Annotated in this window: 28 protein-coding genes, 1 tRNA gene and 1 pseudogene; 11 read left to right on the plus strand and 19 right to left on the minus strand. The window is 69.0% G+C overall.

Annotation, left to right across the window (positions count from 1 at the left end; all coding sequences use genetic code 11):
- The first annotated feature begins 4 nt into the window (after nt 1–4).
- On the plus strand, nt 5–1,528 hold the full coding sequence (locus ACODSY_RS16115) for a hydrogenase large subunit (protein WP_488952787.1): 1,524 nt from the start codon (nt 5–7) through the stop codon (nt 1,526–1,528).
- Nucleotides 1,529–1,533: 5 nt separating this feature from the next.
- Nucleotides 1,534–2,061: an NADH-quinone oxidoreductase subunit B family protein gene (locus ACODSY_RS16120; RefSeq protein ID WP_488952788.1), complete on the plus strand. Its 528-nt coding sequence runs from the start codon at nt 1,534–1,536 to the stop codon at nt 2,059–2,061.
- 99 nt (nt 2,062–2,160) lie between these two features.
- Here the strand turns inward: ACODSY_RS16120 and ACODSY_RS16125 are convergent, their stop codons facing one another.
- From ACODSY_RS16125 to ACODSY_RS16135, 3 genes are all read right to left on the minus strand, one after another.
- Nucleotides 2,161–2,370, minus strand: coding sequence for a hypothetical protein (locus ACODSY_RS16125; RefSeq protein WP_488952789.1), 210 nt, complete (start codon nt 2,368–2,370; stop codon nt 2,161–2,163).
- Nucleotides 2,371–2,503: 133 nt separating this feature from the next.
- Complete coding sequence (locus ACODSY_RS16130; protein ID WP_488952964.1) at nt 2,504–2,854, minus strand: DUF167 domain-containing protein; 351 nt, start codon at nt 2,852–2,854, stop codon at nt 2,504–2,506.
- Nucleotides 2,855–3,510: 656 nt separating this feature from the next.
- Nucleotides 3,511–4,683 (minus strand): acetyl-CoA C-acetyltransferase, encoded by a 1,173-nt coding sequence (locus ACODSY_RS16135; RefSeq protein ID WP_488952790.1) that lies wholly within the window; start codon nt 4,681–4,683, stop codon nt 3,511–3,513.
- Between the two features lie 287 nt (nt 4,684–4,970).
- On the opposite strand from ACODSY_RS16135, the gene ACODSY_RS16140 reads away from it, so the two are divergent.
- On the plus strand, nt 4,971–6,158 hold the full coding sequence (locus tag ACODSY_RS16140; RefSeq protein ID WP_488952791.1) for a PAS domain S-box protein: 1,188 nt from the start codon (nt 4,971–4,973) through the stop codon (nt 6,156–6,158).
- A gap of 69 nt (nt 6,159–6,227) precedes the next feature.
- Here ACODSY_RS16140 and ACODSY_RS16145 read toward each other — a convergent pair whose 3' ends face one another.
- The gene (locus ACODSY_RS16145; protein ID WP_488952792.1) at nt 6,228–7,559 is read right to left on the minus strand and encodes a tyrosine-type recombinase/integrase; all 1,332 of its coding nucleotides are present in this window, start codon (nt 7,557–7,559) and stop codon (nt 6,228–6,230) included.
- A gap of 313 nt (nt 7,560–7,872) precedes the next feature.
- Here ACODSY_RS16145 and ACODSY_RS16150 point away from each other — a divergent pair, with 313 nt between their 5' ends.
- From ACODSY_RS16150 to ACODSY_RS16160, 3 genes are all read left to right on the plus strand, one after another.
- Nucleotides 7,873–8,394, plus strand: coding sequence for a hypothetical protein (locus ACODSY_RS16150; protein WP_488952793.1), 522 nt, complete (start codon nt 7,873–7,875; stop codon nt 8,392–8,394).
- A 128-nt stretch (nt 8,395–8,522) separates the two neighbouring features.
- Complete coding sequence (locus ACODSY_RS16155) at nt 8,523–8,948, plus strand: Hsp20 family protein (RefSeq protein ID WP_488952794.1); 426 nt, start codon at nt 8,523–8,525, stop codon at nt 8,946–8,948.
- A 97-nt stretch (nt 8,949–9,045) separates the two neighbouring features.
- Nucleotides 9,046–9,315: a DUF1150 family protein gene (locus tag ACODSY_RS16160; protein ID WP_488952795.1), complete on the plus strand. Its 270-nt coding sequence runs from the start codon at nt 9,046–9,048 to the stop codon at nt 9,313–9,315.
- 61 nt (nt 9,316–9,376) lie between these two features.
- Here the strand turns inward: ACODSY_RS16160 and ptsN are convergent, their stop codons facing one another.
- From ptsN to ACODSY_RS16185, 5 genes are all read right to left on the minus strand, one after another.
- Nucleotides 9,377–9,844, minus strand: coding sequence for a PTS IIA-like nitrogen regulatory protein PtsN (gene ptsN, locus ACODSY_RS16165; protein ID WP_488952796.1), 468 nt, complete (start codon nt 9,842–9,844; stop codon nt 9,377–9,379).
- A gap of 68 nt (nt 9,845–9,912) precedes the next feature.
- Entirely contained in the window at nt 9,913–10,548 is a 636-nt protein-coding gene (gene hpf / locus ACODSY_RS16170; protein WP_488952965.1) for a ribosome hibernation-promoting factor, HPF/YfiA family, read from the minus strand.
- Between the two features lie 32 nt (nt 10,549–10,580).
- Nucleotides 10,581–11,219 (minus strand): exopolysaccharide biosynthesis protein, encoded by a 639-nt coding sequence (locus ACODSY_RS16175; RefSeq protein ID WP_488952797.1) that lies wholly within the window; start codon nt 11,217–11,219, stop codon nt 10,581–10,583.
- Between the two features lie 58 nt (nt 11,220–11,277).
- Nucleotides 11,278–12,768 (minus strand): RNA polymerase factor sigma-54, encoded by a 1,491-nt coding sequence (gene rpoN / locus ACODSY_RS16180; RefSeq protein ID WP_488952798.1) that lies wholly within the window; start codon nt 12,766–12,768, stop codon nt 11,278–11,280.
- Nucleotides 12,769–12,843: 75 nt separating this feature from the next.
- Entirely contained in the window at nt 12,844–13,575 is a 732-nt protein-coding gene (locus ACODSY_RS16185) for a glutathione S-transferase family protein (protein ID WP_488952799.1), read from the minus strand.
- 78 nt (nt 13,576–13,653) lie between these two features.
- Here ACODSY_RS16185 and ACODSY_RS16190 point away from each other — a divergent pair, with 78 nt between their 5' ends.
- Together ACODSY_RS16190 and ACODSY_RS16195 are read left to right on the plus strand one after the other, a co-directional pair.
- The gene (locus ACODSY_RS16190; protein ID WP_488952800.1) at nt 13,654–14,376 is read left to right on the plus strand and encodes a helix-turn-helix transcriptional regulator; all 723 of its coding nucleotides are present in this window, start codon (nt 13,654–13,656) and stop codon (nt 14,374–14,376) included.
- Between the two features lie 110 nt (nt 14,377–14,486).
- Entirely contained in the window at nt 14,487–15,401 is a 915-nt protein-coding gene (locus ACODSY_RS16195) for an oxygenase MpaB family protein (RefSeq protein WP_488952801.1), read from the plus strand.
- Nucleotides 15,402–15,457: 56 nt separating this feature from the next.
- On the opposite strand, the pseudogene ACODSY_RS16200 reads toward ACODSY_RS16195, so the two are convergent.
- The 6 genes and pseudogenes from ACODSY_RS16200 to ACODSY_RS16225 form a co-directional block, all read right to left on the minus strand.
- Nucleotides 15,458–15,556 (minus strand): annotated as a pseudogene (locus tag ACODSY_RS16200) (PEPxxWA-CTERM sorting domain-containing protein); the annotation flags it as partial.
- A gap of 667 nt (nt 15,557–16,223) precedes the next feature.
- Nucleotides 16,224–16,949: an LPS export ABC transporter ATP-binding protein gene (lptB, locus tag ACODSY_RS16205; RefSeq protein WP_488952966.1), complete on the minus strand. Its 726-nt coding sequence runs from the start codon at nt 16,947–16,949 to the stop codon at nt 16,224–16,226.
- 44 nt (nt 16,950–16,993) lie between these two features.
- Entirely contained in the window at nt 16,994–17,545 is a 552-nt protein-coding gene (locus ACODSY_RS16210; protein ID WP_488952802.1) for an LptA/OstA family protein, read from the minus strand.
- A 21-nt stretch (nt 17,546–17,566) separates the two neighbouring features.
- The gene (lptC, locus tag ACODSY_RS16215; RefSeq protein WP_488952803.1) at nt 17,567–18,202 is read right to left on the minus strand and encodes an LPS export ABC transporter periplasmic protein LptC; all 636 of its coding nucleotides are present in this window, start codon (nt 18,200–18,202) and stop codon (nt 17,567–17,569) included.
- Between the two features lie 9 nt (nt 18,203–18,211).
- A complete protein-coding gene (locus ACODSY_RS16220; protein WP_488952804.1) occupies nt 18,212–18,829 on the minus strand; it encodes a ribonuclease D in 618 nt (205 codons plus the stop codon).
- 120 nt (nt 18,830–18,949) lie between these two features.
- Nucleotides 18,950–19,036 (minus strand) — tRNA-Leu (locus ACODSY_RS16225).
- Nucleotides 19,037–19,176: 140 nt separating this feature from the next.
- On the opposite strand from ACODSY_RS16225, the gene ACODSY_RS16230 reads away from it, so the two are divergent.
- Entirely contained in the window at nt 19,177–20,154 is a 978-nt protein-coding gene (locus ACODSY_RS16230; protein ID WP_488952805.1) for a complex I NDUFA9 subunit family protein, read from the plus strand.
- A 20-nt stretch (nt 20,155–20,174) separates the two neighbouring features.
- Here ACODSY_RS16230 and ACODSY_RS16235 read toward each other — a convergent pair whose 3' ends face one another.
- Nucleotides 20,175–20,513 carry a winged helix-turn-helix transcriptional regulator gene (locus ACODSY_RS16235; RefSeq protein ID WP_488952806.1) on the minus strand — a complete coding sequence of 113 codons (339 nt, stop codon included), beginning with the start codon at nt 20,511–20,513 and terminating at the stop codon, nt 20,175–20,177.
- 74 nt (nt 20,514–20,587) lie between these two features.
- Between ACODSY_RS16235 and ACODSY_RS16240 the strand changes: the two genes are divergently transcribed.
- The gene (locus ACODSY_RS16240; RefSeq protein ID WP_488952807.1) at nt 20,588–21,157 is read left to right on the plus strand and encodes a hypothetical protein; all 570 of its coding nucleotides are present in this window, start codon (nt 20,588–20,590) and stop codon (nt 21,155–21,157) included.
- Entirely contained in the window at nt 21,124–21,435 is a 312-nt protein-coding gene (locus ACODSY_RS16245; RefSeq protein ID WP_488952808.1) for a putative quinol monooxygenase, read from the plus strand. Before ACODSY_RS16240 ends, ACODSY_RS16245 begins: the two co-directional genes overlap by 34 nt.
- 6 nt (nt 21,436–21,441) lie before the next feature.
- Here ACODSY_RS16245 and ACODSY_RS16250 read toward each other — a convergent pair whose 3' ends face one another.
- From ACODSY_RS16250 to tkt, 3 genes are all read right to left on the minus strand, one after another.
- On the minus strand, nt 21,442–23,478 hold the full coding sequence (locus ACODSY_RS16250; RefSeq protein ID WP_488952809.1) for a S9 family peptidase: 2,037 nt from the start codon (nt 23,476–23,478) through the stop codon (nt 21,442–21,444).
- Between the two features lie 53 nt (nt 23,479–23,531).
- Nucleotides 23,532–24,728: a formate-dependent phosphoribosylglycinamide formyltransferase gene (gene purT, locus ACODSY_RS16255; protein ID WP_488952810.1), complete on the minus strand. Its 1,197-nt coding sequence runs from the start codon at nt 24,726–24,728 to the stop codon at nt 23,532–23,534.
- A gap of 148 nt (nt 24,729–24,876) precedes the next feature.
- The gene (gene tkt, locus ACODSY_RS16260) at nt 24,877–26,844 is read right to left on the minus strand and encodes a transketolase (protein ID WP_488952811.1); all 1,968 of its coding nucleotides are present in this window, start codon (nt 26,842–26,844) and stop codon (nt 24,877–24,879) included.
- Nucleotides 26,845–26,873: the final 29 nt, after the last annotated feature.

The raw sequence follows: 26,873 nt of genomic DNA on the forward strand, positions 1-26,873 counted from the left end.
CGCCGTGACCGACCCCGTCTCCGTCCTCACCCAACTGGCCCGCACCGGCCAGTCCGTCGCGCACGGCGGGCGGTGGCCGCGGACCCGGCTCGGCCACCGGGCCTGGCTGCGGCTGTACGAGGCCATCCGCCTCGGAGAGTTGGATCTGGTCGCCCTGTGGGGCGAGCCGGACAGCGTCCATGTGGCCGTTCGCCAGGGCGCGGACGCCGCCATCTTCACGCACCCGTGCCCCGATGGAACCTATCCCTCGCTCGGCCAGCGGCACGCCCCGGCGATCCGGCTCGAGCGCGCGCTCAGCGACCTCGTGGGCCTGCGCCCCGAAGGCCTGCCGGACGCGCGGCCCTGGCTCGACCACGGCCGCTGGGACATCCGACACCCGATGGGCGGCGCGGCGCCCGCCGAGGTGGCCGCTCCTTACGCGTTCCTGCCCGTGGAAGGCGAGGGACTGCACGAGATCCCGGTGGGCCCGGTCCACGCCGGGATCATCGAGCCGGGCCATTTCCGGTTCACCGTGAACGGCGAGACGGTCGTGCGCCTGGAGCAGCGGTTCGGCTATGCGCACAAGGGCACGGCGGCGCTGATCGCCGGTGCGCCGCTCGACCACGCGGCGCGCCTCTGCGGACGGATCTCCGGCGACAGCACGGTGGCCTACGCCTACGCCTTCGCGCTCGCGGTGGAATCGGCGACCGGCGCCGAGGCGCCGATGCGGGCGCAATGGCTTCGCGGCCTGATGGCCGAACTCGAACGCCTGGCCAACCACCTGGGCGACATCGGCGCGATCTGCAACGACGCGGCCTTCGCCATCTTGCACGCGCACACCGGCGTGCTCCGCGAGCAGGTCCTGCGGGCGAGCGAGGCCGCCTTCGGCCATCGGCTGATGATGGATCGCATCGTCCCGGGGGGAGTCAGCTGCGACATCGCCCGCGGCGGTCGCGAGGCGATCGCGAGTGCGGTGGCGCACATCCGCAAGGTGTTCCCTGGCCTCGTCGAGGTCTATGACGAGACCAACTCCCTGCAGGACCGCGTCGTGGGCACGGGGACCGTGCGCGCCGAATGGGTCGACCGCTTCGCGACGGGGGGCTTCGTGGGGCGCGCGGCGGGGCGCGGGTTCGACGCGCGCCGCTGGGCGGGCTACGCGCCATATGACCGCCTGGCCTTCGACGTGCCGGTCCTTACCGAGGGTGACGTCAACGCGCGCGTCTGGGTGCGTATCCGCGAGGTCGAACAGAGCTTGGCCCTGATCGACCAACTGCTTGACGAGGCCCCGGGGAGCGCCTGGCGCAACGCGCCTGTCTCAAACGTTCCGTCCGCCGGCGCGGAGGGGGCGGCCCTGGTCGAGAGTTTCCGGGGCGACATCTTCCTCTGGGTCCGCCTCGATGCGGCGGGCGAGGTCGCGGCCTGTCATTTCCGCGACCCGTCCTGGTTCCAATGGCCGCTCCTGGAGGCGGCGGTGGAAGGCAACATCGTGGCCGACTTCCCGCTCTGCAATAAGTCCTTCAACTGCGCCTATTCCGGCCACGACGGGTAGCGACGATGGCGAACCTCCTGCTGCAGGGTCTCTTGCGCCCGCTCACAGAACCCGGCCCGGGGGCGGATCCCGAGGCCAGCGCGGCGCTGGCGCGGCTGGCCGCCGAGCTTGGCCAGGCCGCGCGCCGGCGCCTGGGCCGGAGCCTCTCCATCCGGGAGATCGACGCCGGCTCCTGCAACGCCTGCGAACTCGAGATCAACGCGCTCGGCAACAGCTACTATGACCTTGAGCGGTTCGGTCTGCGGTTCGTGGCCTCGCCCCGGCACGCCGACATTCTGCTGGTCACCGGCCCGGTGACGAAGAACATGCGCGAGGCGCTGGAGCGCACGTACGCGGCGACGCCCAACCCCAAATGGGTGGTGGCGGCCGGCGACTGCGCCGGCGGCTGCGGCGTTTTCGCGAAGAGCTACGCCTGTGTGGGCTCGGTCGCGCAGGTGATCCCGGTGGACCTCCACATCCCCGGCTGCCCGCCCAACCCGACGGCGCTGCTGCGGGGACTGCTGAGCCTTATCGACCAGGGTCGCCGCGGATAGGCGCCCGCGCGCCGGAAGGCCGCGGCGGGCTTCCTTCGCGGTCGGCCACGGCCCTCGGCGAACGCCATGCTGCGGAAGACCCCTCCAACGCCGAGACGCCTACGGTGGGGGCGTCAGACCTTCCTCCTGCTGTTCGCCTTCCTTGGCGAGTTCGGGATGCAGCGCGATCAGGCGCACACGATAGGTCGCCATCTCCTCCCAGTCCGCCGCCATCCGCAGCAAGGTCTCGCGCTGCGTGTCGGTCTTCATCCGGCGGGCCAGCACGCGGCAGTCTTCGGCGTGAGCGCGATATTCCGAGGCCTTCCTCAAAACCCTCGCCTCCTCTGCTCGCCCGACGGGCGGGTGGGGCACGCCTCGCACGCCCGCCCCAACTTTGTGACCGACGCCGCCTGGCGCGCAACCCTCTCCACGCCAGGGTGCGACTCAACCGAGGGCGGGCTGTTCATCCGGAGCCTGCCTGAAAGAGGTCCCCTTGCTGGAAGACCGCGGGCAGCCGCTTGGGCGCGACGATCCGCAGTTGCTTGTTCACGTTCATCTGTCCGAACACCACGGTGATGGCCGCCGGGGAGACCTCGAACTCCTTCGCGAGGAACCGCACCATGTGATCGGTGGCCCGTCCCAGGTGCGGAGCCGCCGTCACGCTGACCTTCAACTGGCTCCCCTTGGGCTTGCCGATGGCGTCGCGGCTGGCGCTGGGCTTGCCAAGGATGTTGACCACCAAGGTGTCCGCCTCCCACCAGAAGAAGGTCGCGTTGTCCTGGGCGCGAGGGCTCGCGCCGCCGCTGCGTTTCATCGAACCCACTCGCCGACCTCCTGCTACCGCCGCCTGGCGGTTCCCGAAGGCCGGGATCCGAGACCATCGTGCGGCCAGACCGCTGCCCGATGGAGGGTGGCCGGCTTGCTCGTGGGAAAGACGCGGTCTCGCAATCGGTCCAAGGCCATGGAACCGCCGGCGGCGTCGCTGGCCCGGAACCTCACGGTGAGGGCGACGCCGGACAGGGTCGCCTCATATCCAACCGCGGTCCATGTCACGCGATGGGAGCCCGCCTTCGGGGCTCTCACGGTCGCCCACCAGCGCGCCGCGCCCGCGACGGCGGGAAGTCGGCTCCCTATGATCCCTTCGATTTCGCGAAGCGAGAGCTGAACTTCCGAGGGAAAACGATCCTTCAAGTAGCGGTGAAGCGGGGCAAGCGTGTGCTCCAATTCTCGGCTCCAGGTTATCAAGCTGCCGGGCGCGAGCGTCCGAGGGCGGTTGATCGCCGCGAGGACGATGACGTCACACCGCCGGATTCTTCTACAGATATCTATGGTGACACATAATATATCATCAAAGATATCAAGGAATTGATTCAGGCGCGAGACAGTCTCGTTCAGCCCGACGAAGGCGCCCGCCAGTCGCGCCCGCCCAAGGGACGGGCGCGAATCGCGAGACTTGCCCCCGGCAGGCGCCTACAGCCGCTCGACGATCGTCACGTTCGCCAGGCCGCCGCCTTCGCACATGGTCTGCAGGCCATAACGCATGCCGCGCTGCTTCAGGGCGTGGATCAAGGTCGTCATCAGCTTCGCGCCGGAACAGCCCAGCGGGTGCCCCAGGGCGATCGCGCCGCCGTTGACATTGAGCCGCGCCGGATTGGCGCCGAGGGCCTGCAGCCAGGCCACCGGCACGGACGCGAAGGCCTCGTTCACCTCGTAGAGGTCGATGTCGTCCATCTGCATGCCGGCCCGCTTGAGGGCGCGTTCAGTGGCGGGGAGGGGCGCTTCGAGCATGATCACCGGGTCTCCACCGCCCACCGTCATCTGATGGATGCGCGCCAGCGGCTCGACCCCCAGCGCCTTCAATCCCCGCTCGTTGACCACCAGCAGGCCCGCGGCGCCGTCGCAGATCTGGCTCGACGTGGCCGCCGTGATCGCTCCGCCCTCCTGTAGCGCCTTCACGGCCTTCATCGCGTCCAAGGTCCCCTCGAAGCGGATGCCCTCGTCCGCCTCATGCGTCTCCGCTGCGCCGTCGGCCGTCGTGATCTCCAGCTTGACGATCTCGTCCCGGAACAGGCCGCCGCGGGTCGCGGCGATCGCCTTCTGGTGGCTGTTGAAGCCGAACTCGTCGAGCTGATCGCGCGTGAGCCCGTATTTCTTCGCCATCATCTCGGCGCCGAGAAACTGGCTGAACTGGATTCCAGGGTAGCGCGCTTCCATCCGCGGACTCTTCGGCACGCCGAAGCCGTTCTTGGCGGGCAGCACCGAGGACATGCCCATGGGCACGCGGGTCATGCTCTCCACGCCCGCGGCGATCACCACGTCCATGGCCCCTGACATCACCGCCTGGGCGGCGAAATGCAGGGCCTGCTGCGAGGACCCGCACTGGCGGTCGACGCTCGTGGCCGGAACAGACTCTGGCAGCTTGGACGCGAGCACGGCGTTCCTGGCGATGTTGCCCGCTTGCTCGCCGACCTGGCTCACGCAGCCCAGGATGACATCCTCAACCAGGGCGGGATCCGCGCCGGTTCGTTCGATGAGCGCATCGAGGATCTTGCTGGCGAGGTCGGCGGGGTGCCAGCCGGCGAGGCGTCCGGCCTTTCGGGCGCCGGCCGTGCGCGCCGCGGCGACGATATAGGCTTGGCTCATGGGTGGCTCCGGGAATGATGAAGGGCGGGTGGTGTCCGCCTCGGGTTCAGCCCGGGCGGATCGACCGCAGCATCAACCAGAGTGCCCCTGCGGCAATCAAGCACAATTCATAGATTGAGACACATCAATGATGTTGAAACAATCATCTATGATAACTGAAACTCAGGCGCGCAATCGCGGGTCCAGCTAGCCGCTCGCGCCAGGCGCGGTACCATTCGGCCGAACGCCCAGGCTCCGACCCTGCCTGGGTCGCGTGCCTCGGCGGCGCCTCTTGGAAGGGGAGTTCGATGGCCAAGTCGACGCGGGCGTCGCGCCACGACAGCAAGTCCGGTCAGGCGCCGCCCGCCGCGCTTGCGCGCCCGTCGAGCGCAGGGCGTCACGCGCGTTCGAGCTGCGGCGACGCCTCGGTGGATGCCGAAAGGCCTGACGACAAGACCTCCCCCGCCGACGCCGCAGCATGGCTCGCTGCGATCGTTCAGGGCTCGAATGACGCCATCATCGGAAAGGACATCGGCGGGCGCATCAGGACCTGGAACCCGGCGGCCGAGCGGATTTTCGGCTATCGCAGCGAGGAGGTCTTCGGCCACCTGGTCGCCTGCCTGGCGCCGATGGATCGTCATCACGAGGTCGCCGAGATCCTGTCACGGGCCGCGCACGGTGAGCGTGTCGAGCAGTACGAGACGCTCCGCCAGAGCCGGGATGGGGCCTTGATCCCGGTCTCTCTAACCGTCTCCCCGGTTCGAGATGCGACGGGGGAGATTGTGGGCGTCTCGAAGGTCGTTCGCGACATTTCCGAGCTTCGGCGTGGGCGTGAGACCCAGGCCTTGCTCGTCGCCGAGCTGAACCACCGGGTGAGGAACACCCTGGCCACGGTGCAGTCGATCGCGCGGCAGACGCTCCGAACCAGCGGCCGCCCCGATCTGTTCGGGCCGCTCTTCGAGGACCGGGTCCTGGCCCTTGCGCGGGCCCATTCGGCGCTCAGCGATCGTGCGTGGGAAAGCGTCTCCATCCGGGTCCTGATGGACGCGATGCTGGAACCCTTCCGAGGGAACGGCGCCGACGCCATCCGACAGCAGGGCGAGGATTTCCGACTGCCGGCGAACACGTTCCTCATGCTCGCGCTGACCGTGCACGAACTGGCGACCAACGCGGCGAAGCATGGCGCTCTGTCGCGGCCGGGCGGCGTCGTCGACATCGATTGGACAGCTGCGCCTTTGGGCGCGAACAAGGAGGTTCGCCTCCGGTGGCGCGAGCGAGGCGGTCCGCCGGCGCCGGAATCGCCCGCCCGCCGTGGGTTTGGCGTTCGCTTGCTTGAACGCGCGCTCGTTCGTGAGATCGACGGGGTTTCGCGCCTGACCTTTGAGCCGGAGGGTGTCTGCTGGGCGGCCAGGTTCGTGCTGGCGCCGGAGGCGAGTTCGTCGAGGGGCAATGAGGGGCGTTCCGCCCCGGGCCCGCTGGACCTGTCCGCTGGGTGATGCGGCTCCATCAAGGCGATCCAATCTCTACGGTTCGCGTAACGCCGATACCTCCGGGTGCAGCGACCTTCAGCCACTCATCGCCGCGACGACGCGAGACGCAGCGCGGTTGGCGACCTGTTTGATGGGGTCATCGCTCAGGTGGGCGTAGATCTCAGTGGTGCGCGACTGCTTGTGACCCAGCACCTTGCCGACCATGAACAGCGACGCGCCGTCGGCGATGGCGAAGCTCGCGAAACTGTGCCGCAGGTCGTGCAGCCGCACATTCGTCAGCGGCGGCACATCATCGGGATGATCGCCGGCTTCCAGGGCGCGCTTGCGCGAGACCTGGTTGGCCCGGACGCGGACCATTTCCCAGTGGTGGCCCAGGCCGACATAGCAGCCCTCGCCCTTCATCGCGGGCAGCACGAAGGGTGACCGACGCTTGGGCTCCGGCCGCTCGCCGGAGTTGTGACCGCGCATGTCGGGTTCGGAGCGGTTCGCCGCCCAGCGACGCTTCAGGATCGTGACGGCGGCGTCGGCGAGCGGAACCACCTTCGCGCCGGTCTTCGAATCCGGCAGGCGCAGGCAGCTCTTGGTCCAGTCGACCCAGGCCCATTCCAGGGTGAGGATCTCGCTCTTGCGGCAGCCGGTGAGCATCAGGAGCCGCACCGCGTCCGCCATCACCTCCATGCGCGGCTGTTCGCGCTCTATCTCGGCGATGGCTTCGCTGAAGCAGGCGACCTCCCTTTCCGAGAGATAGCGCTCGCGGCGCGTCGTCTTGAAGCCTTTGACGCCACGCGCCGGATTGTGGGCCACCCGGCCGGTCTCGATGCCCCACTGGTAGCAGGCGGCGAGCACCACGACGGCCATGGAGGCAATGCGCTTGCCGCCCTTCACGTTGGAGCGGCGTCGGTGGCCGGTCTTCTCGGACCTGGCGGTCTTCCCCTTCGAGATGTCGAGCTGCATCATCGCCACGTCGTTCTTCGTGACTTCGCGAGCCAGGATCCGGCCGATCAGCGGCTTGACGTGGTTCTTGAAGATGCCGCGATCGGTGTCCCAGCTGCTCTGCTTCTTCTCGGGCTTCAGCGCCGGCCCGTCCTCCAGGTAGGCGTCGGCGAGTTCGCAGACGCTGATCGCCCCGCGTTCCTCGGCCTTGGCGTCCTGGGGGTCGACGCCGCTGCGCAGGCCGTGCAGCAAGTCGCCGGCGCGGTCGCGGGCTTCCTTCACGCCGTAGTCCGCCCTCAACGGACCCATGGTGTGCTTCCGCTTCTTGCCGCCCCGCCGATAGACCAGGATGAAGCTCTTCGATCCCGTGGGCCGGACCCGCACGCCCAGGCCCGTGACGTCTGTGTCCCAAACGACGTACTCGGCGGCCTCGGAGGGCAGCGCGGCGACCAGTTTTTCAGTCAGTTTCGGCATCGCAGGAGGCCCTTTTCTGGGTACCGCATGGGTACCAGCAGGCAAAATTGGTACCCAGGTTTCACCCGTTCCCAGTTTTGCCCAAAACCTCCCTTTCTTCAACTCCCACAATGGTTTAGAAACGAAATGAGATCGCCTGAAACAGGCCGAAAATGGCCTCCGGGGCCCATGGCATTCAAGAGGTCAGGAGTTCGACTCTCCTTAGCTCCACCATGAAGGCCCGCCGGTAACCCCGGCGGGCCTTCTCCGTTTCGGGTTGCTTCTCGACGACGGGGGGTTGTGGCAATCAACGCCTTCTTCCTCGGAGGTCCCCGTGAAAGCCGCCCTGCCGCTCGCCGCGATCCCGCTGATAGCGCTCAGCGCTTGCGACAATCCGAAACCCCGGCCGGGCGCGGTGGCCGCAGCGGCTGCGGCCCATGCCAGCGCGCCGACCCTCGCGGCGCCGGCGTCGGGGGGCCTGCCCGCGCGTCCCGAGGCGGCCATGTTCTCGCTGGACCTGATCAATGAGGCCGCCGACCCGCGCAGCAAGGCGGGCGTGATCCGGGGCGGCGTCCCGGTGACCTTCGCGGGATGGGCCTACGATCCCGTCGGCAAGACCGCCGCCAAGGCCGTCGACATCGTGATCGACGGCGTCGCCCACGGCGCCAAGTATGGGCAGCCGCGGGGCGACGTCGCGAGCTACTTCAAGAACGAGAAGCTGGGCCAGACGGGCTTCGCGGCCACCCTGCCTAGCTCCGCCGTCGCGCGCGGAGCCCACACGGTGGTGATCCGCGTCGTGGCCGCGGACGGCGCAGGCTATTTCGATGGCGCGCCCATTGAGTTCCGCGTTCGCTGAGCGCAGGGCCCGCCCACCTCCGGACATTGATCGTGGCCGTATCGATCCCCACATAGGGAAGGTCCGGTCGACCGAGCCGATGCCGGGCGGTTCGACCGGAGAGTCGCTTCAAGCGAGGACTCTGAAGGATGAACCGTAGTCTGATCTTCGACAGCCCGTTCCTGCTGGGCTTCGAGCACACGCGAAGCCTGATCGAGCGGGCGGCAAAAGCCGCCGCCGAGAGCTATCCCCCCTACAACGTGGAGGATCGCGGCGAAGGCGCCTTGCGGATCACCCTGGCCGTCGCGGGCTTCTCGCCCGACCAGCTCCAGGTGACCGTCGAGGATCGCCAGCTGGTGGTCGCCGGAAAACGCGAAGGACAGGCCCCGGGCAAGTCCGAGGAGGCCTATATTCACCGTGGCATCGCGGCCCGAGGCTTCATCCGCAGCTTCGTGCTCGCCGACGGCATGGTGGTCGAGGGCGCGACCCTGGAGCATGGCCTGCTCCACATCGACCTGGCGCGGCCCGTACCGGAAAAAAGGGTGCAGTCGATCCCCATCCGTGCGGCCGGGTGAGCTTCGCCAAGACTAATCAAGGGGACCGCCGGATGAGCTGGGGTCCTGTTAAAAGAAAGGTGCGCTGAACCCGCGGCCTTTCGGAGCGTTGAGTTTCATGGAGGTGGTCATGATGACACCTGTTCTTACGATGGAAGCGTTCGCGGCGCTGGGCGCCCCGAATCTGGTCTATGTCCGCCCGATCAAGGCGGCGGAGATCATCGCCAGCACGCCCGCGGCGCAGATCCAGAGCTTCGAGCTCGATCCCGACCAGACCCTTTATGCGGTTCACCGCGCCGATGGTGAGCGCCTCGCCGTGCTGACCGACAAGGACTCGGCGATGGCCGCGGCCCTGGCGCACGAGCTCGCTCCGGTGTCGGTCCACTAGGTCCGACCGCCTCGCGATTTTCGGAAAGGCCGGCGACATCCGCCGGCCTTTTTCGTGGCGGCTAGGCCGCGGGCCGGGCCGAAGCGTCCTGAACCAGCAAGGCGTGGACCGCATCCGCCGAGCGCGCCTTACGGAGCTGCTCTCGCAGCTCGCCTTGGCGCAGCAGGCGCGAGACGCGGGCCAGCGCGCGCAGATGTTCGGCGCCGGCGTTCTTGGGCGCGAACAGCGCGAACAGCAGGTCAACCGGCTGGTCGTCCACCGATTCGAATTCCACCGGCTGATCCAGGCGCACGAAGATGCCGCGAATCCGCTGCAGGCCTTCCAGTCGCGCGTGCGGAACGGCCACGCCGTGACCCACCCCGGTCGAGCCGGCCGCCTCGCGTTCCACGAGAGCCTCCAGCACCTCGCCGGGTTCCAGGCCGAAATTGCGGGCCGCGATCTCGGCGATCACTGCCAGGGCCTTCTTCTTGTTGGCCGCGCTCACACGCGCGGAGATCGCGGTGCGATCCAGCAATTCACCGATGTTCATGGTCTTGAAGAACTAACCCCAATCCGCGCGGGCCGGCCGGGGAAGGCCGCCCGCGTGGTCGCCAGCAATTAGTGGGCCGAAGCGGCCTGATCCCCCTCCGCCCCGTTTCGGCCTTTCGTCCGCTCGGGATCGATCCAGCCGATATTCCCGTCGGGGCGGCGATATACCACCGAAAGTCCGCCGTGCGCGGCGTTTCGGAACACGATTGTTTGAGCTTCGGTCAGGTCCAATTCCATGACCGCCATAGAAACCGTCATCGAGCGGACCGGGCGTTCGGTCTCGGCGATAATCATGGGTTCCGCGAAAGCCTGCGGGCCGCCGTCGTCGACGTCCTCCTCCTCGTCGAGATCGGGCGAGGCGATGACGAAATAGGCTGCGCTCTCGGCCTGCTTCGCGAGGGCCTGGCCGTGGTGGCTCTTCAGGCGGTTCTTGTAGCGGCGAATGCGCTTGGACATCTTTTCGAGCGCCGCATCGAAGGCGAGGTGCGCGTCGCCGCCAATCCCCTGGGTGGTCAGTTGCTGGCCTGAGGCCAGGGTGACGGCGCAGTCGACCTTGAAGGCGCTTCCTTCCCTGCTGACGACCACGTCGGCGCCGCCGCCGTCGCGATCGAAATATTTCAAGATGCTGCTGGTGAGTTCGTCAGAGACTCGCGATCGCAGAGCCTCGCCGACATCGACATGTTTGCCGGTCACTTGGACTTGCATGTGATGATGAACGCGCCTCGGCGCGGATGGTGTCAAGCGGGTGCGACGACGGTCCAGACGTGGTGGAACATCCTGACGATAATGTGAGCCGCCAAAACGAGCACCGAGGCGCTGGTGACCGCCAGCGCATAACCGACGAGCGCGATCAGTCCGTCGCGCTGGATGAGGGCGAAGGACAGCGCCGACACCGCCATCGCGGGCAGGATGTTGCCGCCGGGAATGGGCAGGATCAGCACCAGGGCCAGCGCCGTGCAGACTACGCCCAGCACCCGCTCGCCCACCGAGCCGAACAGGATCACCATCCGTGGCTTGGAGATCGCCTCGACCTTCTGCAGCGTCGGGATCAGCTTCGGCAGGCCCTTGCGCAGGTCGGCGGTGGACAGCGTGCGGCGCTTGACCTGCTCGGGCAGCCAGGGCGCGCCAGCGCCGATCACCAGTTGGGGCGCCAGGAGCAGCAGCGGGAAGCCGAAGATGGTGGTCGCGCCCGGAGGCAGGGGCAGCATGCAGGCCAGGCCGAAGACGAACAGCAGGGCGCCGATCGCCCGGCCGCCGAACTTCTGCATCATCGCCTCGACCGAGATCCGCGGTTCGGCGTGATCGACGATCTCGAGCAGCACCCCCGACAGCGGAAGTCCCTCAGGTGGGTTGGCCGTCTCGGTGGCGTCAGACATGCAGGTTCCATCTGGCGCGTGCGGGTGACGGCGCCAAGTGGCCTAACGCGGAATTCGGCTAGGCCGGTTCCTTCAGCATCCTTCGACGGTCGACAGAGGAGGGGATCCGCATCGCCTCGCGATACTTGGCGACCGTGCGCCGGGCGATGTCGACGCCGGCGTCCTTGAGGATCTCGACGATCCGGTCGTCGGAGTGCACGTCGGCCTCCCTGGCCTCGGCGTCGATGAGCTGCTTGATCTTGTGGCGCACGCTCTCGGCCGAGTGGGCCTCGCCGCCCTCGGTCGAGGCGATGGCCGAGGTGAAGAAGAACTTCATCTCGAACAGGCCGCGCGGGGTGGCCATGTACTTGTTCGACGTCACCCGACTGACGGTGGACTCGTGCATGCCGATGGCGTCGGCGATGGTCTTCAGGTTCAGCGGGCGCAGGTGCTCGACGCCGTAGGCCAGGAAGGCGTCCTGCTGGCGCACGATCTCGGAGCTGACCTTCAGGATGGTCCGGGCGCGCTGGTCCAGGCTCTTCATCAGCCAGCTGGCCTGGGCCAGGCAGTCCGAGACGAAGGTCTTCTCCTGGTCGGTCTTGGACTGGCCCGACACGCGGGCGTGGTAGCGCTGGTCGACCAGCAGGCGCGGCAGGGTGTCGGTGTTCAGCTCCACGTGCCAGAGGCCGCCGGGGCCCTCGCGCACGAGCACGTCAGGCGCCACGGCCGAGGCCGCCTCGCCGCCGGGGAAGGCCGCGCCGGGCCGTGGCGTCAGGCCGCGGATCTCCGCGATCATGTCGCGCAGGTCCTCGTCGTCGACGCCGCAGACCTTCTTGAGCGCCGCCAGGTCGCGCCTGGCGAGCAGGGGCAGGTTGTCCAGCAGGGCGCCGATGGCCGGATCGTACCGGTTCTGGTCCTTGAGCTGGATCATCAGGCATTCGCGCACGTCGCGAGCGGCCACGCCGACGGGGTCGAAGCCCTGGACCACGCCCAGCACCTTCTCCACCAGCGACGGCGCGCAACCCAGGCGCTCGGCCACGTCCAGCACCTCGGCGCGCAGGTAGCCGCCCTCGTCAACCGCGTCGATCAGGACGCCGGCGACGACCGTCTCGGTGGGCGAGAGGCCCGAGGCCGAGAGCTGGTCCTGCAGGTGTTCCGTCAGGGTCTTCTCACGGGCGAGCACGCCCTCGAAGTCGCCTTCGTCGCGATCGAAGCTGCCGCCGGAGCCGGCCTTGGACCAGTCGATGGCGCCGCCCGCGTCGGCCACTTCCGGCGCGTCGCCCGTGGCGCGCTCGCCGGGCGAGGCCTCGTCGTGAGAGGTGTCCAGGTCGGCGCGAGCCTCGGCGTCGGCGGCGTGCTCGGCGACCCCCATGGCCTCGTCCTGCGGGCCGTCCGACGACTCGTTTTCGCTCTCGTCGCGCTGGAGCAGCGGATTGCGTTCGAGCTCGGCCTCGACGAAGGCTTCGAGCTCGAGATTCGACATCTGCAGCAGCTTGATCGCCTGCTGCAGCTGGGGCGTGATGACCAGCCCCTGCCCCTGCCGAATCTCAAGTCGTGCGCTGAGCGCCAACGAACCGCCCCCTGGCCTGTTTCTTGCTTCACAAGCTAGGGGGCGATCCCCACTGACTGGTTAACGCCGCCGCGATTAAGCGGCGATGGGCGCGTGGACGCTCGATTCCAGGTCCCATTCGAACTCGGGATAGAACCGCGCCATCAGCCGGTCGACATAGGCCACGAGGTTGCCGAAACCCTCGGCGCGACGGCGGATTTCCCCCGTGAAGTAAGGGGTCAGGATCCCCGCCAGCACCGCGAAGACGGTGGCGTCGGCGCCGCACGGACGAGCGCCGAACAGGTAGGGCTTGTCGCCCAGCAGGGCCGAGAGCGCGGCCAGGGACCGCACCGCCAGGGCGACCACTTCCAGGTCGGTGTGGCGTCCGATGCCGACCGCCCGGACATTTCTGCGCACCTCCTCCAGCACCATCTCGCGCACGCCCTCGGGCGCGCCGTCGAAGAAGTGGGCCGGGCCCTTGGCGAAATTCTCGGCGTCCAGCCAGCGCTCGGTCACCAGGGTCCAGCACAGGTGGTTCTCGACCATCCGCTCGATGGCCCAGGCCTGGGCGCGCTGCACGGGGTCCAGCCCCTCGTCGAAGTCGACGCCGCAGGTGCGCTCGACGTAGCCGCGGATGAAGGTGGAGTCGGCGATGCGGACGCCGTTCGCGTCGATGAACGGCACCTGGCCCTTCGGCGACTCGTCCGGCCGCGCGCGGACCTTCTCATAGGCCACGCCGGCCATCTTGAGCTGGACCTCGGTCTTGGTGACGTAGGGGCTGATCTCGGGAAGTCCGAAGCCCTCGCCGACGCCGTAAAGCGTGATCATCTGCTCTCTCCCTTATTGACAGGGACACTATGACGCGGCCTTGCTGACAGCATTCTGTCAGCAGAACGGTGGGTGAACATGCGCAGGGCCGATCGCCTGTTCCAGATCATCCAGATCCTGCGCCGAACCCAGCGCCCGATCACCGCCGACGCCATCGCCGAGGAGCTCGAGACCTCCAAGCGCACGGTCTATCGCGACATCGCCGACCTGATCGGCCAGCGCGCGCCGATCCGCGGCGAGGCGGGGGTGGGCTACGTCCTGGAGGACGGCTTCGACCTGCCGCCCCTGATGCTGACGCCCGAGGAGGTGGAGGCTGCGGTGCTGGGCGCCCAGATGGTGGCCGCCCGCGGCGACCCGGCCCTGCGCCGGGCCGCCGAGGACCTGATCGCCAAGATCGGCGCGGTGATCCCCGAGAACCTTCGCCCCCTGGTGGTCGAGCCCGCCACCCGCGCGGCGCCCAGCTGGAAGGCCATGCCCGACAACATCGACATGGCCGGCGTGCGACAGGCGATCCGGGCGGGCCGCAAGATCGTGCTCACCTATCGCGACGAGCAGGAGCGCGAGACGGGCCGCACGGTGTGGCCCTTCGCCGTCGGCTACTACGAGACCAGCCGGTTGATCGTGGCCTGGTGCGAGGTGCGCGCCGACTTCCGCAGCTTCCGCACCGACCGGGTGGTGGCCGCCGTCTTCACCGAGGACCGTTACCCCGACCGACCCGCCTCGCTGCGCGCCCGCTGGCGCCGCCGTCAGCAGGAGCAGTGGGCGGCAATGCACGCCCGCGAGGCGCAGGCGGCGGAATAGGCCCTTCCTCCCGTCCCCTGAGGCGCATGCGGCGCGAGTCGTTGCGGACGGCCGGCATGCGCGCGCCGACGCCACTTCCGCGCGCCCCTGGAACGCCTATGTTCGCGGCGATGCCGCCTCTCAATGTCCTCGCCTCCTCCCGCCTGCGTCACGCGGTCGTGCAGCAGGTCCGCAACCTCGTCGGGGGGACCGGTGACGACACCATCGAGCGGAGCCGAAGAGACACGGGTTTCTTCGGGCCCGAAAGCGCCTGCTGGAAGGTGCACGGCGATTTCACCAGCATGATGGTCGGCGGCATTGCGGCGCTCTACCTGCAGATGCTCCATCCCGGCGCCCTGGCCGGCGTCTGGGACCATTCCGACTTTCGGAAGGACATGCTGGGGCGGCTGCGTCGCACAGCCCGCTTCATCGCCGGCACGACCTACGGCGATCGCGCGGAGGCCCAGGCGCTGATCGACCATGTCCGCAGGATCCACGACCAGGTTTCCGGCGAGCTCCCTGAGGGCGTCCCCTACTCGGCGAATGACGCCGACCTCCTCACCTGGGTTCATGTCGCGGAGGTCAGTTGCTTTCTCGCCGCCTACCTTCGCTATGTAGACCCCGGCTTCCCGCCGGCGGAACAGGATCGCTACTATCGGGAGTACGCTGAGGTCGCACGCAGGCTGGGGGCGCCTCGCGTGCCCACCTCCCGCGCGGAAGTCGCCGCGTACCTCCGAGACATCCGTCCGAGGCTCCGGTACGACCACCGCACGCAGGCCGTCGCCGACGCTCTCGCCGCGCAGCCCGCGCCCAGCGCAGCCGCCGCCCCGGCCATGGCGGCTGCCTTCGACGCGGCGAAGGACCTCCTGCCGGACTGGGCGGCGACGCTGCACGGGTTCCGGCTCTCGCCGCCCCGGCGCGCGGCTTCACGCGGGGCGATCAGGGCGCTCGGCTACGCCATGCGCTGGGCCCTCACCAACAGCGCCGAAGCGCGGGCCCGCCGACGTGCGGCGGAACTCGCGTTGACGTCGCCCGCGCCTCTCTGACGGCCCGAGGTCCGCCCGCCCACGGCCCTGCCGTCGCCGTGCGTCGCAGGGACCGGCTAGGCCAGGGGGGCGAGGCGGGCGCGGCGACGGAGCATCGCCCCGGCGCCGCCGAAGCCGGCGATCATCAGGGCCCAGGTGGTCGGTTCCGGCACGGCGGCGTTGACGATGCGCTCCGTCACGAAAGTGGAGGCGTTGGCCTGGCCGGGAACTGCGCGCAGGAAGCCTTCCGAGCGCGTGCCGTCGCTGAAGTCGAAGAACACCTTCGCGCCGATCAGGCGCTGGCCGCTGATCGAGCCGCCGGCGTTGATGTCGACGTCGATGCGGTAGGAAAAGAACTCGCCCGGGTCGAAGTCGGAGAAGGCGATCGAGAACGCCTTGGCGTTGTCGGGGATGTAGGGCAGGGCGACGAGGCCGGTGGTGGTCGCCGTGGTCCCGACAGGCGTGAACGGCGTTGAGCCGCCGCCCTCGGTGTCGAACAGGAAGTTCGCGTCGGTCAGGGTGCTGAGGTCGAAGCCGAAGCCGACGATCTTCTCGCCGTCGTCGGAGGTGTTGGAGAAGGTGAACGGCGAGGTCAGGGTGTCGCCCACGATGAGGAATGTGACGCCAGTCTTCGCCTGGGCGATGGCCGGGGGGGACAATACGGCGGCCGTCGCCGCCAGAAGGCCGAAAATTCTCATGACGCTCATCTCGTACGTGGGAAAGCCCCTGGCTAAGCGCGGCGCGCTCGCCGGGGCAACGCGGGCGCGACCAAACCCGCCGAGTCCGAGATGAGGGTGTTCCGCCAGGCGTCGCCGACTGCGGCGTTGGCGGGCGGCGCTGAGGCTAGCTGAAGCGGTCGCCGAGGTAGACGCGGCGGACTTCGGGATCGTCGACGATCTCGTCGGGGCTGCCCTCGAACAGCACTTCGCCCGCGTGGATGATCGAGGCGCGATCGATGATGTCGAGCGTCTCGCGGACGTTGTGGTCGGTGATCAGAATGCCGATGCCGCGCTGCTTCAGGTAGGTGATCACCTGGCGGATGTCGGCGATGGCCAGGGGGTCGATGCCGGCGAAGGGCTCGTCCAGCAGCATGAAGGACGGGTCGGAGGCCAGGGCGCGGGCGATCTCGACGCGGCGGCGCTCACCGCCGGACAGCGAGACGGCCGGCGCGTTGCGCAGGTGCTCGATGTGCAGCTCCTCCAGGAGCTGGGTGACGGTCGCCTTCGCCTGGCGCGCATCGCGCTGGCGCAGTTCGACCACGGCCATGACGTTTTCCCAGACGCTCATGCCGCGGAAGATCGACGTCTCCTGCGGCAGGTAGCCCACGCCCATGCGGGCGCGCTGGTACATCGGCTGGGCAGTGATGTTCTCGCCGTCCAGGTAGATGGCGCCGTAGTCGGCCGGGATCAGGCCGGTGATCATGTAGAAGGTGGTGGTCTTGCCGGCGCCGTTGGGGCCGAGCAGACCGGCCACCTCGCCGCGGCAGAGGCGGAGGGAGACGCCCTTCACGACGGCGCGGCCGCGGAACGACTTGCCGATGTTGTCGACGACCAGGCCCTCGGTGGGGATGGCGCCCTTGGCCTGGATCCGCGTCTTGACCGCTTGCGGCGCGTTCACTTGGACGCGCTCTCTTGCTTCTTCGAGGGATAGAAGACGCCGCGCGGGCGCGACTTGGCGTTGGCGCCGGTGGCGTTGCCGACCATGCGGCCCTCGCCGGTGTTGGTGTTGAACACCATGCGGCTGCCGCGCAGCACGTTCTGGCCCTGCACGGCCACCACGTCGCCGGTCAGGGTGACCGTCTCGTTGGCGGCGTCGTACACGCCGTTGTCGCCGCGCACCCGCTGGTCCTTGCTGGTGACGTAGTAGACCGAGCCCTCGGCCTCGATGCGGATCAGGTCGCCGCAGGCGCCGGTGCTCGTACCCGAGCTCGTGCCCGGCTTGGTCTGGAAGAAGGCGCGGATAATGTCGGCGCGCAGGCGGGCCTGGCCCTGCAGGGCCTCGGCCTTGCCCTTCCACACCGAGACGCAGGCCTTGTTCTGCACCTCGAGCTCGTCGGCGGTGATGTCCATCGGGCCGTCCGAGCCGGGGCCCAGGCTCTGGGCGTGCGCGGCGTGGCCGAGCAGCAGGGCCGCGGCGAAGACGGAGCTTTTGACGAGAGACTTCATGTTGCCCTTGCGCTTCGTCCGCTACTTCTTCTTGGTTTCCAGGCGGGTGCGGACGCCGCCCTTGAAGACCATGCGCTCGCCTTTGCCGTAAACGCCATAGGACTCTGCGCGGATTTCTCCAAGGCCCCCCGCGCCCTGAATGGGGCCTGAACCGATCACCTCGCCGGTCTTGGTGTCGAACAGCGAGGCCGCCGTGTCGAAGGCGTTCTTGGCGTCGGCCATGTGGACGCCGTTGCTGAGTTCCAGCTTGCCGCTCTGCTCGTGGAAGATCCCGTCAGCGCCGTTGATGCGCATCTCGTCGGGGCCGTTCTCGTCCAGCACCAGGGCCGGCCGCTTGAGGATCACGCGCTGATAGTCGAGCCGGTCGCGGATCGCCGAGTCGGCGGTGAGCACGAACGAGCGGCCCTTGTCGTCGCGGCCGATGAAACGCGGGTTCATCAGGCGGATCGGCTCGTCGCCCACCTTGGCCGCGCGCGGCTGGGCGTTGAAGGTGGACCAGGCGACGCTGCCGATCAGGCCCGCGAAGATCAGGGCGATGAGCGACGGCAGCACGACCCGAAGGGCGCGGATCAGGCGCGAACGGCGGCGCCAACGCTCGAAGTCGGCGCGGCGGGGCTCGGCCAGGGTCTCGGGATGGGGCGCGTGGGCGGCCGTCATGGCGCTTATCTAGGTATGAGCGAAGATGTCGGCATCCTCCCAGCCGGCCACGTCCAGCAGGGCGCGGTGCGGGAGGAATTCGAAACAGGCGCGGGCGTGATGGTCGCGGCCCTCGCGGACCAGCATCTCGTCGAGGCGGGCGCGGAGTGCGTGCAGGTGCAGGACGTCGGAGGCTGCGTAGGCCACCTGGTCGTCGGACAGCTTGCCCGCGCCCCAGTCCGAGCTCTGCTGGGCCTTGGACATGTCAACGCCCAGCAGTTCGCGCGACACGTCCTTGAGGCCGTGGCGGTCGGTGTAGGTGCGGGCGAGCTTCGAGGCGATCTTGGTGCAGTAGACGGGCTTGGTCACCACCCCGAGGTGGAGCCAGAACATGGCGATATCGAAGCGGCCGAAGTGGAAGATCTTGGTCACCGCCGGATCGGTCAGCAGCCGCTTGAGGTTGGGCGCGTCGTAGGTGGAGCGGTCCAGCCGGACCACGTGGGCGTCGCCGTTGCCGTCAGAGAGCTGCACCACGCAGAGCGGGTCGCGACCCAGGCGCAGGCCCATGGTCTCCGAATCGACGGCCACGGCGGAGGCATTCGCCAGCGCGTCGGCCGGCAGGTCGCCTTCATGCACGAAAGTCGTCACTTCGCTCGAACTCCGACGTGGGACCCACGGTTTAACGTAGGGGTGGCGCCCAGGGAAGGACTACCCCCGTATGGGGGCCTGGGGCCGGTAGCGCCCCATCCACCGGATGGATCAATCCGGTGGTGCCCAGGAGAGGACTCGAACCTCCACGGCCGTTAAGCCACTGGCACCTGAAGCCAGCGCGTCTACCAATTCCGCCACCTGGGCCCCGTCCGTCGGATCGGGAGGCGGCTACATATGGCGCCGGCCCCACCGGGTCAACGGCCTTCGCAGCGGCGCATTGCGAGCCGCCGCCGCATCGCCTAAACCGCACCTCTTCCAAGGCTTCCAGGACCGACCACGGCGCCATGCAGAACCTCGTCACCGTCTTCGGCGGATCCGGCTTCGTCGGGACCCAGGCCGTCCGCTACCTGGCCAAGGCCGGTTGGCGCGTGCGGGTCGCGGTTCGCAACCCGAACCTGGCCTACAAGATGCGCCTGCTGGGCGACGTGGGGCAGATCGACGTTGTGCAGGCCAACCTGCGCAACATGCCGTCGCTGGAGCGCGCGCTGGACGGGGCGGCGGCCTCGCTGAACCTGGTGGGCGTTCTGCGCGAGACCGGCCGCCAGGGCTTCCAGGCGGTGCACGTGATGGGCGCCAAGAACGTGGCCGACGCCGCGCGCAGCCAAGGCGTGAGCCGGGTGGTGCAGGTCTCGGCTCTGGCCGCCGACGCCAATTCGACCTCGAAGTACCTGCGGACCAAAGCCGAGGGCGAGGCCGCGGTGCGGTCGGTCTATCCCGACGCGGTGGTCGTGCGGCCCTCGATCGTGTTCGGCAACGGGGACGGCTTCTTCAACCGGTTCGCCAAGATGGCGGCGATCAGCCCGGTCCTGCCGCTGATCGGAGGCGGCCATACCCGGTTCCAGCCGGTGTTCGTAGGCGACGTGGGCCAGGCGCTGGCCGCGGCCGTGACGCGGGACGAGGCGGCGGGCCAGACCTACGAGCTGGGCGGCCCGGCCACCTACAGCTTCAAGGAGCTGATGGAGATCCTGCTGGCCGAGATCGACCAGCGCCGCATCCTGTTGCCGCTGCCCTTCCCGGCGGCCGCGGCGCTGGGCAGCGTGTTCGACCTGGGCGCGGCGCTGATTCCGCCGCCGGTGACCGCCGACCAGGTGGAGGCCTTGCGCACCGACAACGTCGTCAGCGGTTCTTACCCGGGCCTAGCCGAACTGGGCCTGACGCCGGCTACGCTCGAGGCGGTGCTGCCGACCTACCTCTACACCTATCGCAAGGGCGGCCAGTACGCCGACCAGGACGCTCGCGAGCTGGAAGCCGGGCGCATCTAGCGTCGCGCGGCGAGATCGCCTTACCCGCCGAACCGATCGATGTGTCCGGTGCCCCAGGTCTTCACGGTCTGGACGACGGGCAGGAGCGAGCGACCGTAGTCGGTGAGAGCGTAGATCACCGGCGCCGGGACCGGCCCCGTCTCTTCGCGAACGACGATATCGTCGGCGATCAGCTCGCGGAGCTGCTCGGTGAGCACCTTCTGCGAGATCGAAGGCATCAGCTGGCGCAGGCCCGCGAAGTGCCGGGGCTCCTCAGCCAGCCAGTAGATGATGATCAGCTTCCACTTCGAACCCATGGCCGCCAGGGCCGCGGTGAGGGGACAGTCGCTGACGGGGTTGCGGCGACGGGGCGTGGGCATAGGTACCTGAAGGTGCCTTCTCGTGGCGGGGCCGGGGCGAAGCTAGCGTCGCCGCCGAACCATGGGGAGCCCGCATGATAGCCCACCTCCGTTGCCGGAAGATCAAGTCCGCCGTCGTGGCTCTCGTGGTGATGTTCGCGCCCGCCGCCGGGTTCGCGCAGCCCGGGGTGGCGCACGACGGGCGACACGACTTCGACTTCGAGTTCGGGACCTGGGACATGCATGTGAAGCGGCTGTTGAAGCCGCTCAGCGGTTCGAGCGAGTGGGCCGAATACGACGGGCCGTCGGTGGTCCACCCGATCTGGGGCGGCGCGGCCAATGTGGGCGAGATCGACATCACAGGCCCGGCCGGGCGCATCCAGGGCATGAGCGTGCGGGTCTACAGTCCGCAGTCGAACCAGTGGAGCGTGAGCTTCGCCAGCGCGCGCGGCGGCGCCCTGGGCACGGCGATGGTGGGCGGGTTCGCGGACGGGCGCGGCGAGTTCTACAATCAGGAGCTCTTCGACGGCCGCGCGGTCTTCGTGCGGTTCATCTTCTCGGACATCACCCCGAAGACGTTCCGGCTGGAGCAGGCGTTCTCGGCGGACGGCGGCAGGACCTGGGAGGCCAATTGGATCGCGACCTTCAGGAAGAAGCCGGGCTGACCATCTTCGGCCGGTTCCAGGCAAGGGCGGGATGCGAGGACGCCGTCGCCGCCGCGATCGCCGAGGTCGTCCCCGCGACGCGGGCCGAGCCGCTGTGCTTGGGGATCGACGGCTTCCGCGACCTGCGCGAGCCACGGCTGTTCTTCATTCACTCGCGCTGGCCGGACGAGGCGGCATTCGAGCTCCATGCCGCCCTGCCGCACACGGTGAGGTTCCTGGAGACCGTGCAGCCGCTGATCGACCATCCGCTGGATGTGCGGCGGGCGACGCGGCTCTAGCGGACGCTACTTGCCGCTGACGGCTGCGGTGTCGACGGCCGCCTTCAGGCCGGGCGAGAACTCGGCGCCGTAGATCACCTGCATGGACGAGCCCTTCAGCGCGTCGCCGAAGGCCTCGGCGCGGCCGCCCAGGCAGCGTTCGAGGAAATGCTCGGTGGCGGCGTTGAAGGCCAGGTTGTTCTCCGGTCGCGCGAAACCGTGGCCCTCATCGGGGAACAGGACGTAGGTGACGGGGATGCCCTTGGCCTTCATGGCCTCGACGATCTGCTCGCTTTCGGCCTTGTTGACGCGCGGGTCGTTGGCGCCCTGGCCGATCAGCAGCGGGCGCTTGATCTGGTCGGCCTTGGTGAGCGGCGAGCGCTCCTTCAGCAGGGCCTGGCCCTCGGCGGTATCGGGATCGCCCATGCTGCGCACGAACTGGACGCGGACCGCCTGCCAGTAGGGCGGAATGGTCTTGAGCAGCGTGTTGAGGTTCGACGGCCCGACGATATCGACGCCGCAGGCGAAGACCTCGGGCGTGAAGGCCAGGCCGGCCAGGGTGGCGTAGCCGCCGTAGGAGCCGCCCATGATGGCGACCTTGTCCTTGGTCGTGACGCCGCCCTTCACCGCCCAGTCGACGGCGTCGAGCAGGTCGTCGTGCATCTTGCGGCCCCACTCCTTGTCGCCGGCGTTGATCCACGCCTTGCCGAAGCCGGTGGAGGCCCGGAAGTTGGGCGACAGCACCGCATAGCCGCGGTTGGCCAGCCATTGGTGGTAGCTGTTGTAGCCGTAAACGTCGCGGCCCCACGGCCCCCCGTGGACGAACAGGACCAGGGGGACCGGCTTGTCGGGCTTGCCGTCGCCGTTGGCGTCCGAGCCCGGGGGCAGGGTCAGGTACGAGACTTCGGTGTGGCCGTCGCGGGTGTTGATCTCGACCGGGTGCATCGGCTGCAGCGGCGCGCCCTCGAGCTCCGGCCGTGAGGTGTAGAGCTTGGTGAGCGTCTTGGCCTTCCGGTCGTAGAGCCAGGCGGTGGTGGGCTCGGTCACCCGGTCTTCACCGACGACCCACAGGTTGTCGTCGTCGCTGCGCGAGGTGACACCGAACTGGCCCTTGAGCTTGCTCTTCAGGAAGTCGAGGTCGGCCTTGGTCTCGGGGGCCAGCGCCCGCCACTCGGTCTTCAGGTAGTTGACCGCATAGGCCTGGACCTTGCCGGTTTTCGGGTCGCCGAGCGCGCCCTGGACGTCGGCGCGCGGGTCTTCGCCCAGCACCGTGGTCTTGCCGGTCTTCACGTCCTGGGCGACCAGGACGGCGGTGTTCCGCCCGCGGCTGTCCAGCCAGTAGAGGGTCGATCCGTCGTAGGTGTAGGACGCCGGCGCCGTGGTCAGCGCGTCCTCGGGACCGATGACCTGCACCGGCTTCTCCGAGACGGTCTGGCCGTCGATGGCGTAGATTTCCTGGCCGCCGTCCGGCCGGGGCTTCACGCCCAGGCGGACCTTGAGCTGGTTGTCGGTGACGAAGCTGCCGAAGCCCTCGTTCTTGAACACCAAGGTGAGCTGGCCGGTCTTGAGGTCGAGGCTGTGCACGTCGTGCCAGCGCGGGTCGCGATTGTTGAGCCCGACCAGGATGCGGTCCTTGACCGTCCGGCTGACGCCGAGGATCTGGGCGCGGGTCTTGTCGAACGGCGTCAGCGCCTTTTGCTCGCCGGTCGTGACGTTGACGCCATAGACCTTGAAGTTCTCGTCACCGCCGTTGTCGTTGATAAACAGGATGGCGCTGGAGTCCGGCGCCCAGAAGTAGCCCTGGACGGGACGCTTCTTCTCGGCAGTCATCGGCCGCGCCTTGGCGGGGTCGCCGATCGGGGCCACCCAGACGTTGCGCACGCCGTCGCGCGGCGCGACCCAGGACAGCCACCTCCCGTCGGGGCTGATCTGGCCGGCCGCCTTGCTGGCGTTTCCGAACAGCTTGGTCCGCTCGATCAGCGGCGCGGCGGTCTGGCTGGCGGCGGGCGGCGCGGAAACGGCGGCCAGGGCGACGGCGACGGAGGCAAGCAGGTAGCGGCGCATGGCGATCTCCCCCTGAGGTTGCGAGGGAGCGTAGACCTTGGCCGCGCGAGCGCCTAGCCGGCGACCGGCGTTACCTTGGCCGCGGCCTCGCCGGCTCGCTCGCGGGCCTGATCCACGTCGGCGGCGCGGGCCAGGGCGACGCCCATGCGGCGGCGCTCGAAGCTCTCGGGCTTGCCGAATAGGCGGAGGTCGGCCCCCGGGACGCTCAGGGCCTCGGCGACGCCCTCGAAGGCGATGCCCTTGGCCTCCATGCCGCCGTAGATCACCGCGCTGGCCCCCGGCTCGCGCTGGGTGATGTCGACGGGCAGGCCCAGGATGGCGCGGGCGTGCAGTGCGAACTCGGACTGATACTGGGTGACCAGGGTGACCAGGCCGGTGTCATGCGGACGGGGGCTGACCTCCGAGAACCAGACCTCGTCGCCCTTTACGAACAGCTCGACGCCGAAGATGCCGAGGCCGCCCAGGGCGTCGGTGACCGCCTTGGCGATCTCGCGCGAGCGCGCCAGGGCGTTGTCGCTCATGGCCTGCGGCTGCCAGCTCTCGACGTAGTCGCCCTTCACCTGGCGGTGGCCGATAGGGGCGCAGAAGCTGGTCTCGATCCCGCCGCCCTTGCGGCTGCGCACCGTCAGTTGGGTGATCTCGAAGTCGAAGTCCACGCGGCCCTCGACGATCACCCGCGGCTGCTCCACCCGCCCGCCCTCCAGGGCGTACTTCCAGGCGGCGGCGATCTGGTCGGGGCTCTCGACGTAGGATTGGCCCTTGCCGGAGCTGCTCATCACCGGCTTCACGAAGCAGGGGAAGCCGGTGACCTTCTCGGCGGCCTCGGCCAGTTCCGCCTCGGTGGAGGCGAAGGCATAGGCGCTGGCGGGCAGGCCCAGCTCCTCGGCGGCCAGGCGGCGGATGCCCTCGCGGTTCATGGTGAGCTGGGCGGCGCGGGCCGTGGGGATCACCGTGGCCAGGCCGTCGGCCTCGATGGCGGCCAACTCGTCGGTGGCGATGGCCTCGATCTCGGGGACGATGAGGTGGGGCCGCTCCTTTTCCACCAGGGCGCGCAGCGCCTTGGCGTCGGTCATGGCGATGACGTGGGCGCGATGGGCCACCTGCTGGGCGGGCGCGTCGGCGTAGCGGTCGACGGCGATCACCTCGCAGCCGAGGCGCTGCAGCTCGATCACCACCTCCTTGCCCAGTTCGCCCGAGCCCAGGAGCATCACCCGGACGGCGGAGGGGGAAAGGGGGGTGCCGAGGCGCATGGTCGTCATCCTATCAGCTCGTCATGGCCGGGCTTGACCCGGCCATCCATATCCATAGCGCCCGCAAGCCTCGCACCCCCTTCGGAACCGCCTGTTGGATGGCCGGGTCGAGCCCGGCCATGACGAGCGGGAAGAGAGAGGAGGCGCCCTACAGCTTCGCCTTGGCCGCGGCCGCCACACCTTGAGGCGTGATGCCGAAGTGCTCGTAGAGCGCCTTGTCGGTGCCGCTGGCGCCGAAGCCGGTCATGCCCACGAAGGCGCCGTCGGTCCCGATGAAGCGGTCCCAGCCCTGCCGGACCCCGGCTTCGACGGCCACCCGGACGGGCGTCTCGCCGATCAGGGCGGCCTGGTAGTCGGCGGGCTGGGCCTCGAACAGCTCGAAACACGGCACGGAGACCACGCGGGCGCCGATACCCTCGGCCTCCAGCAGGTCGCGGGCCGCCAGTGCGACGGGGACTTCCGTGCCGGTGGCGAAGATCGTCACCTGGGCCGGTTGGCCGGCGCCCATGAGCTGGTAGGCGCCTCGGGCGCACTGGTTCTCGCCCGCGTCGCCACGGACGCCGGCGGTCTTCTGGCGGCTCAGCGCCAGGACCGAAGGCGTGGTCTTGGCTTCCAGCGCCAGCTTCCAGCACTCGGCGGTTTCCACCGCGTCGGCGGGACGGAAGACGTTGAGGTTGGGCATGGCGCGCAGGCTGGCCAGGTGCTCCACCGGCTGGTGGGTGGGGCCGTCCTCGCCCAGGCCGATCGAGTCGTGGGTGCCGACGAAGATGGTGCGCACGCCCATCAGGGCCGAGAGCCGGATCGCCGGGCGGGCGTAGTCCGAGAACACCAGGAACGTCCCGCCATAGGGGATCGCGCCGCCGTGCAGAGCCAGGCCGTTCATGGCCGCGCTCATGCCGAACTCTCGCACGCCGTAGTTCACATAGCGGCCGGCGTAGTCGGGGGCGTCGAAGATCTGGGTGTTCTTGACGAAGGTGTTGTTCGAGCCGGTGAGGTCGGCGGAGCCGCCGATCAGTTCGGGGATCGAGCCGAAGATCTGCTCCAGCACGGCGCCGGAATGCTGGCGCGTGGCGGCGGCCGGCTTGTCGGCGGCGGCCTTGGCGATGAAGGCGTCCAGGGCCTCGAAGGCGCCCTTGGGCAGGTCGCCGACCATGGCGCGCTCGAACTCGGCCTTCAGGGGCGAGGCGTCCAGGCGGGCCTGCCAGGCCTTGCGATCCTTGGCCCCGCGCTTGCCGGCCTTGCGCCAGGGCTTCAGCGCCTCGTCGGGAACGGTGAAGGCCTCGTGCGGCCAGCCGAGGGCCTCGCGGGTCTTGGCGACCTCGTCCTTGCCCAGGGCCTTGCCGTGGACGTCGTGGGTGCCCTGGAAGGTGGGCGAGCCCTTACCGATGACGGTCTTGCAGGCGATCAGCGAGGGCTTGTCCTGCTTCAGCGCCCAGGCGAGCGCCTTCCTGATGTCCTTCTCGTCGTGGCCGTCAATGCGCTTGGTGGCCCAGCCGGCGGCCTTGAAGCGGGCGATCTGGTCGGTGGCGTCCGAGATGCCGACGTGGCCGTCGATGGTGATGTCGTTGTCGTCCCAGAGGACGGTCAGCCGCGAGAGCTTCAGACGACCGGCCAGGCTGATCGCCTCGTGGCTGATGCCCTCCATCAGGCAGCCGTCGCCCGCCACGACCCAGGTGCGGTGATCGACGAGGTCCGCGCCGAAGCGGGCGGCCAGCTTGCGCTCGGCCATGGCCATGCCGACGGCGGTGGCCAGGCCCTGGCCCAGCGGCCCGGTGGTGGTCTCGACGCCGGGCGTGTGACCGTACTCCGGGTGTCCGGGCGTGTTGGAGCCCAGCTTGCGGAAGTCGCGCAGGCTCTGCATCGGAACGCCCTTCACGCCCGACAGGTGCAGCAGGCTGTAGAGCAGCATCGAGCCGTGGCCGGCCGAAAGCACGAAGCGGTCGCGGTCGGCCCAGTCGGTGGCGGCCGCGTCGTACTTCATGAATTTCGACCAGAGCACCGTCGCCACGTCGGCCATGCCCATCGGCATGCCGGGGTGCCCGGAGTTGGCCTGTTCGACCGCGTCCATCGAGAGGACGCGGATAGCGTCGGCCATGAGCTTGGTGGGCGCGGACATCGTGCTGCTTGAGTCTCTTCTGGCGAGGA

The sequence above is a fragment of the Phenylobacterium sp. FG114 genome (genome assembly GCF_057809855.1).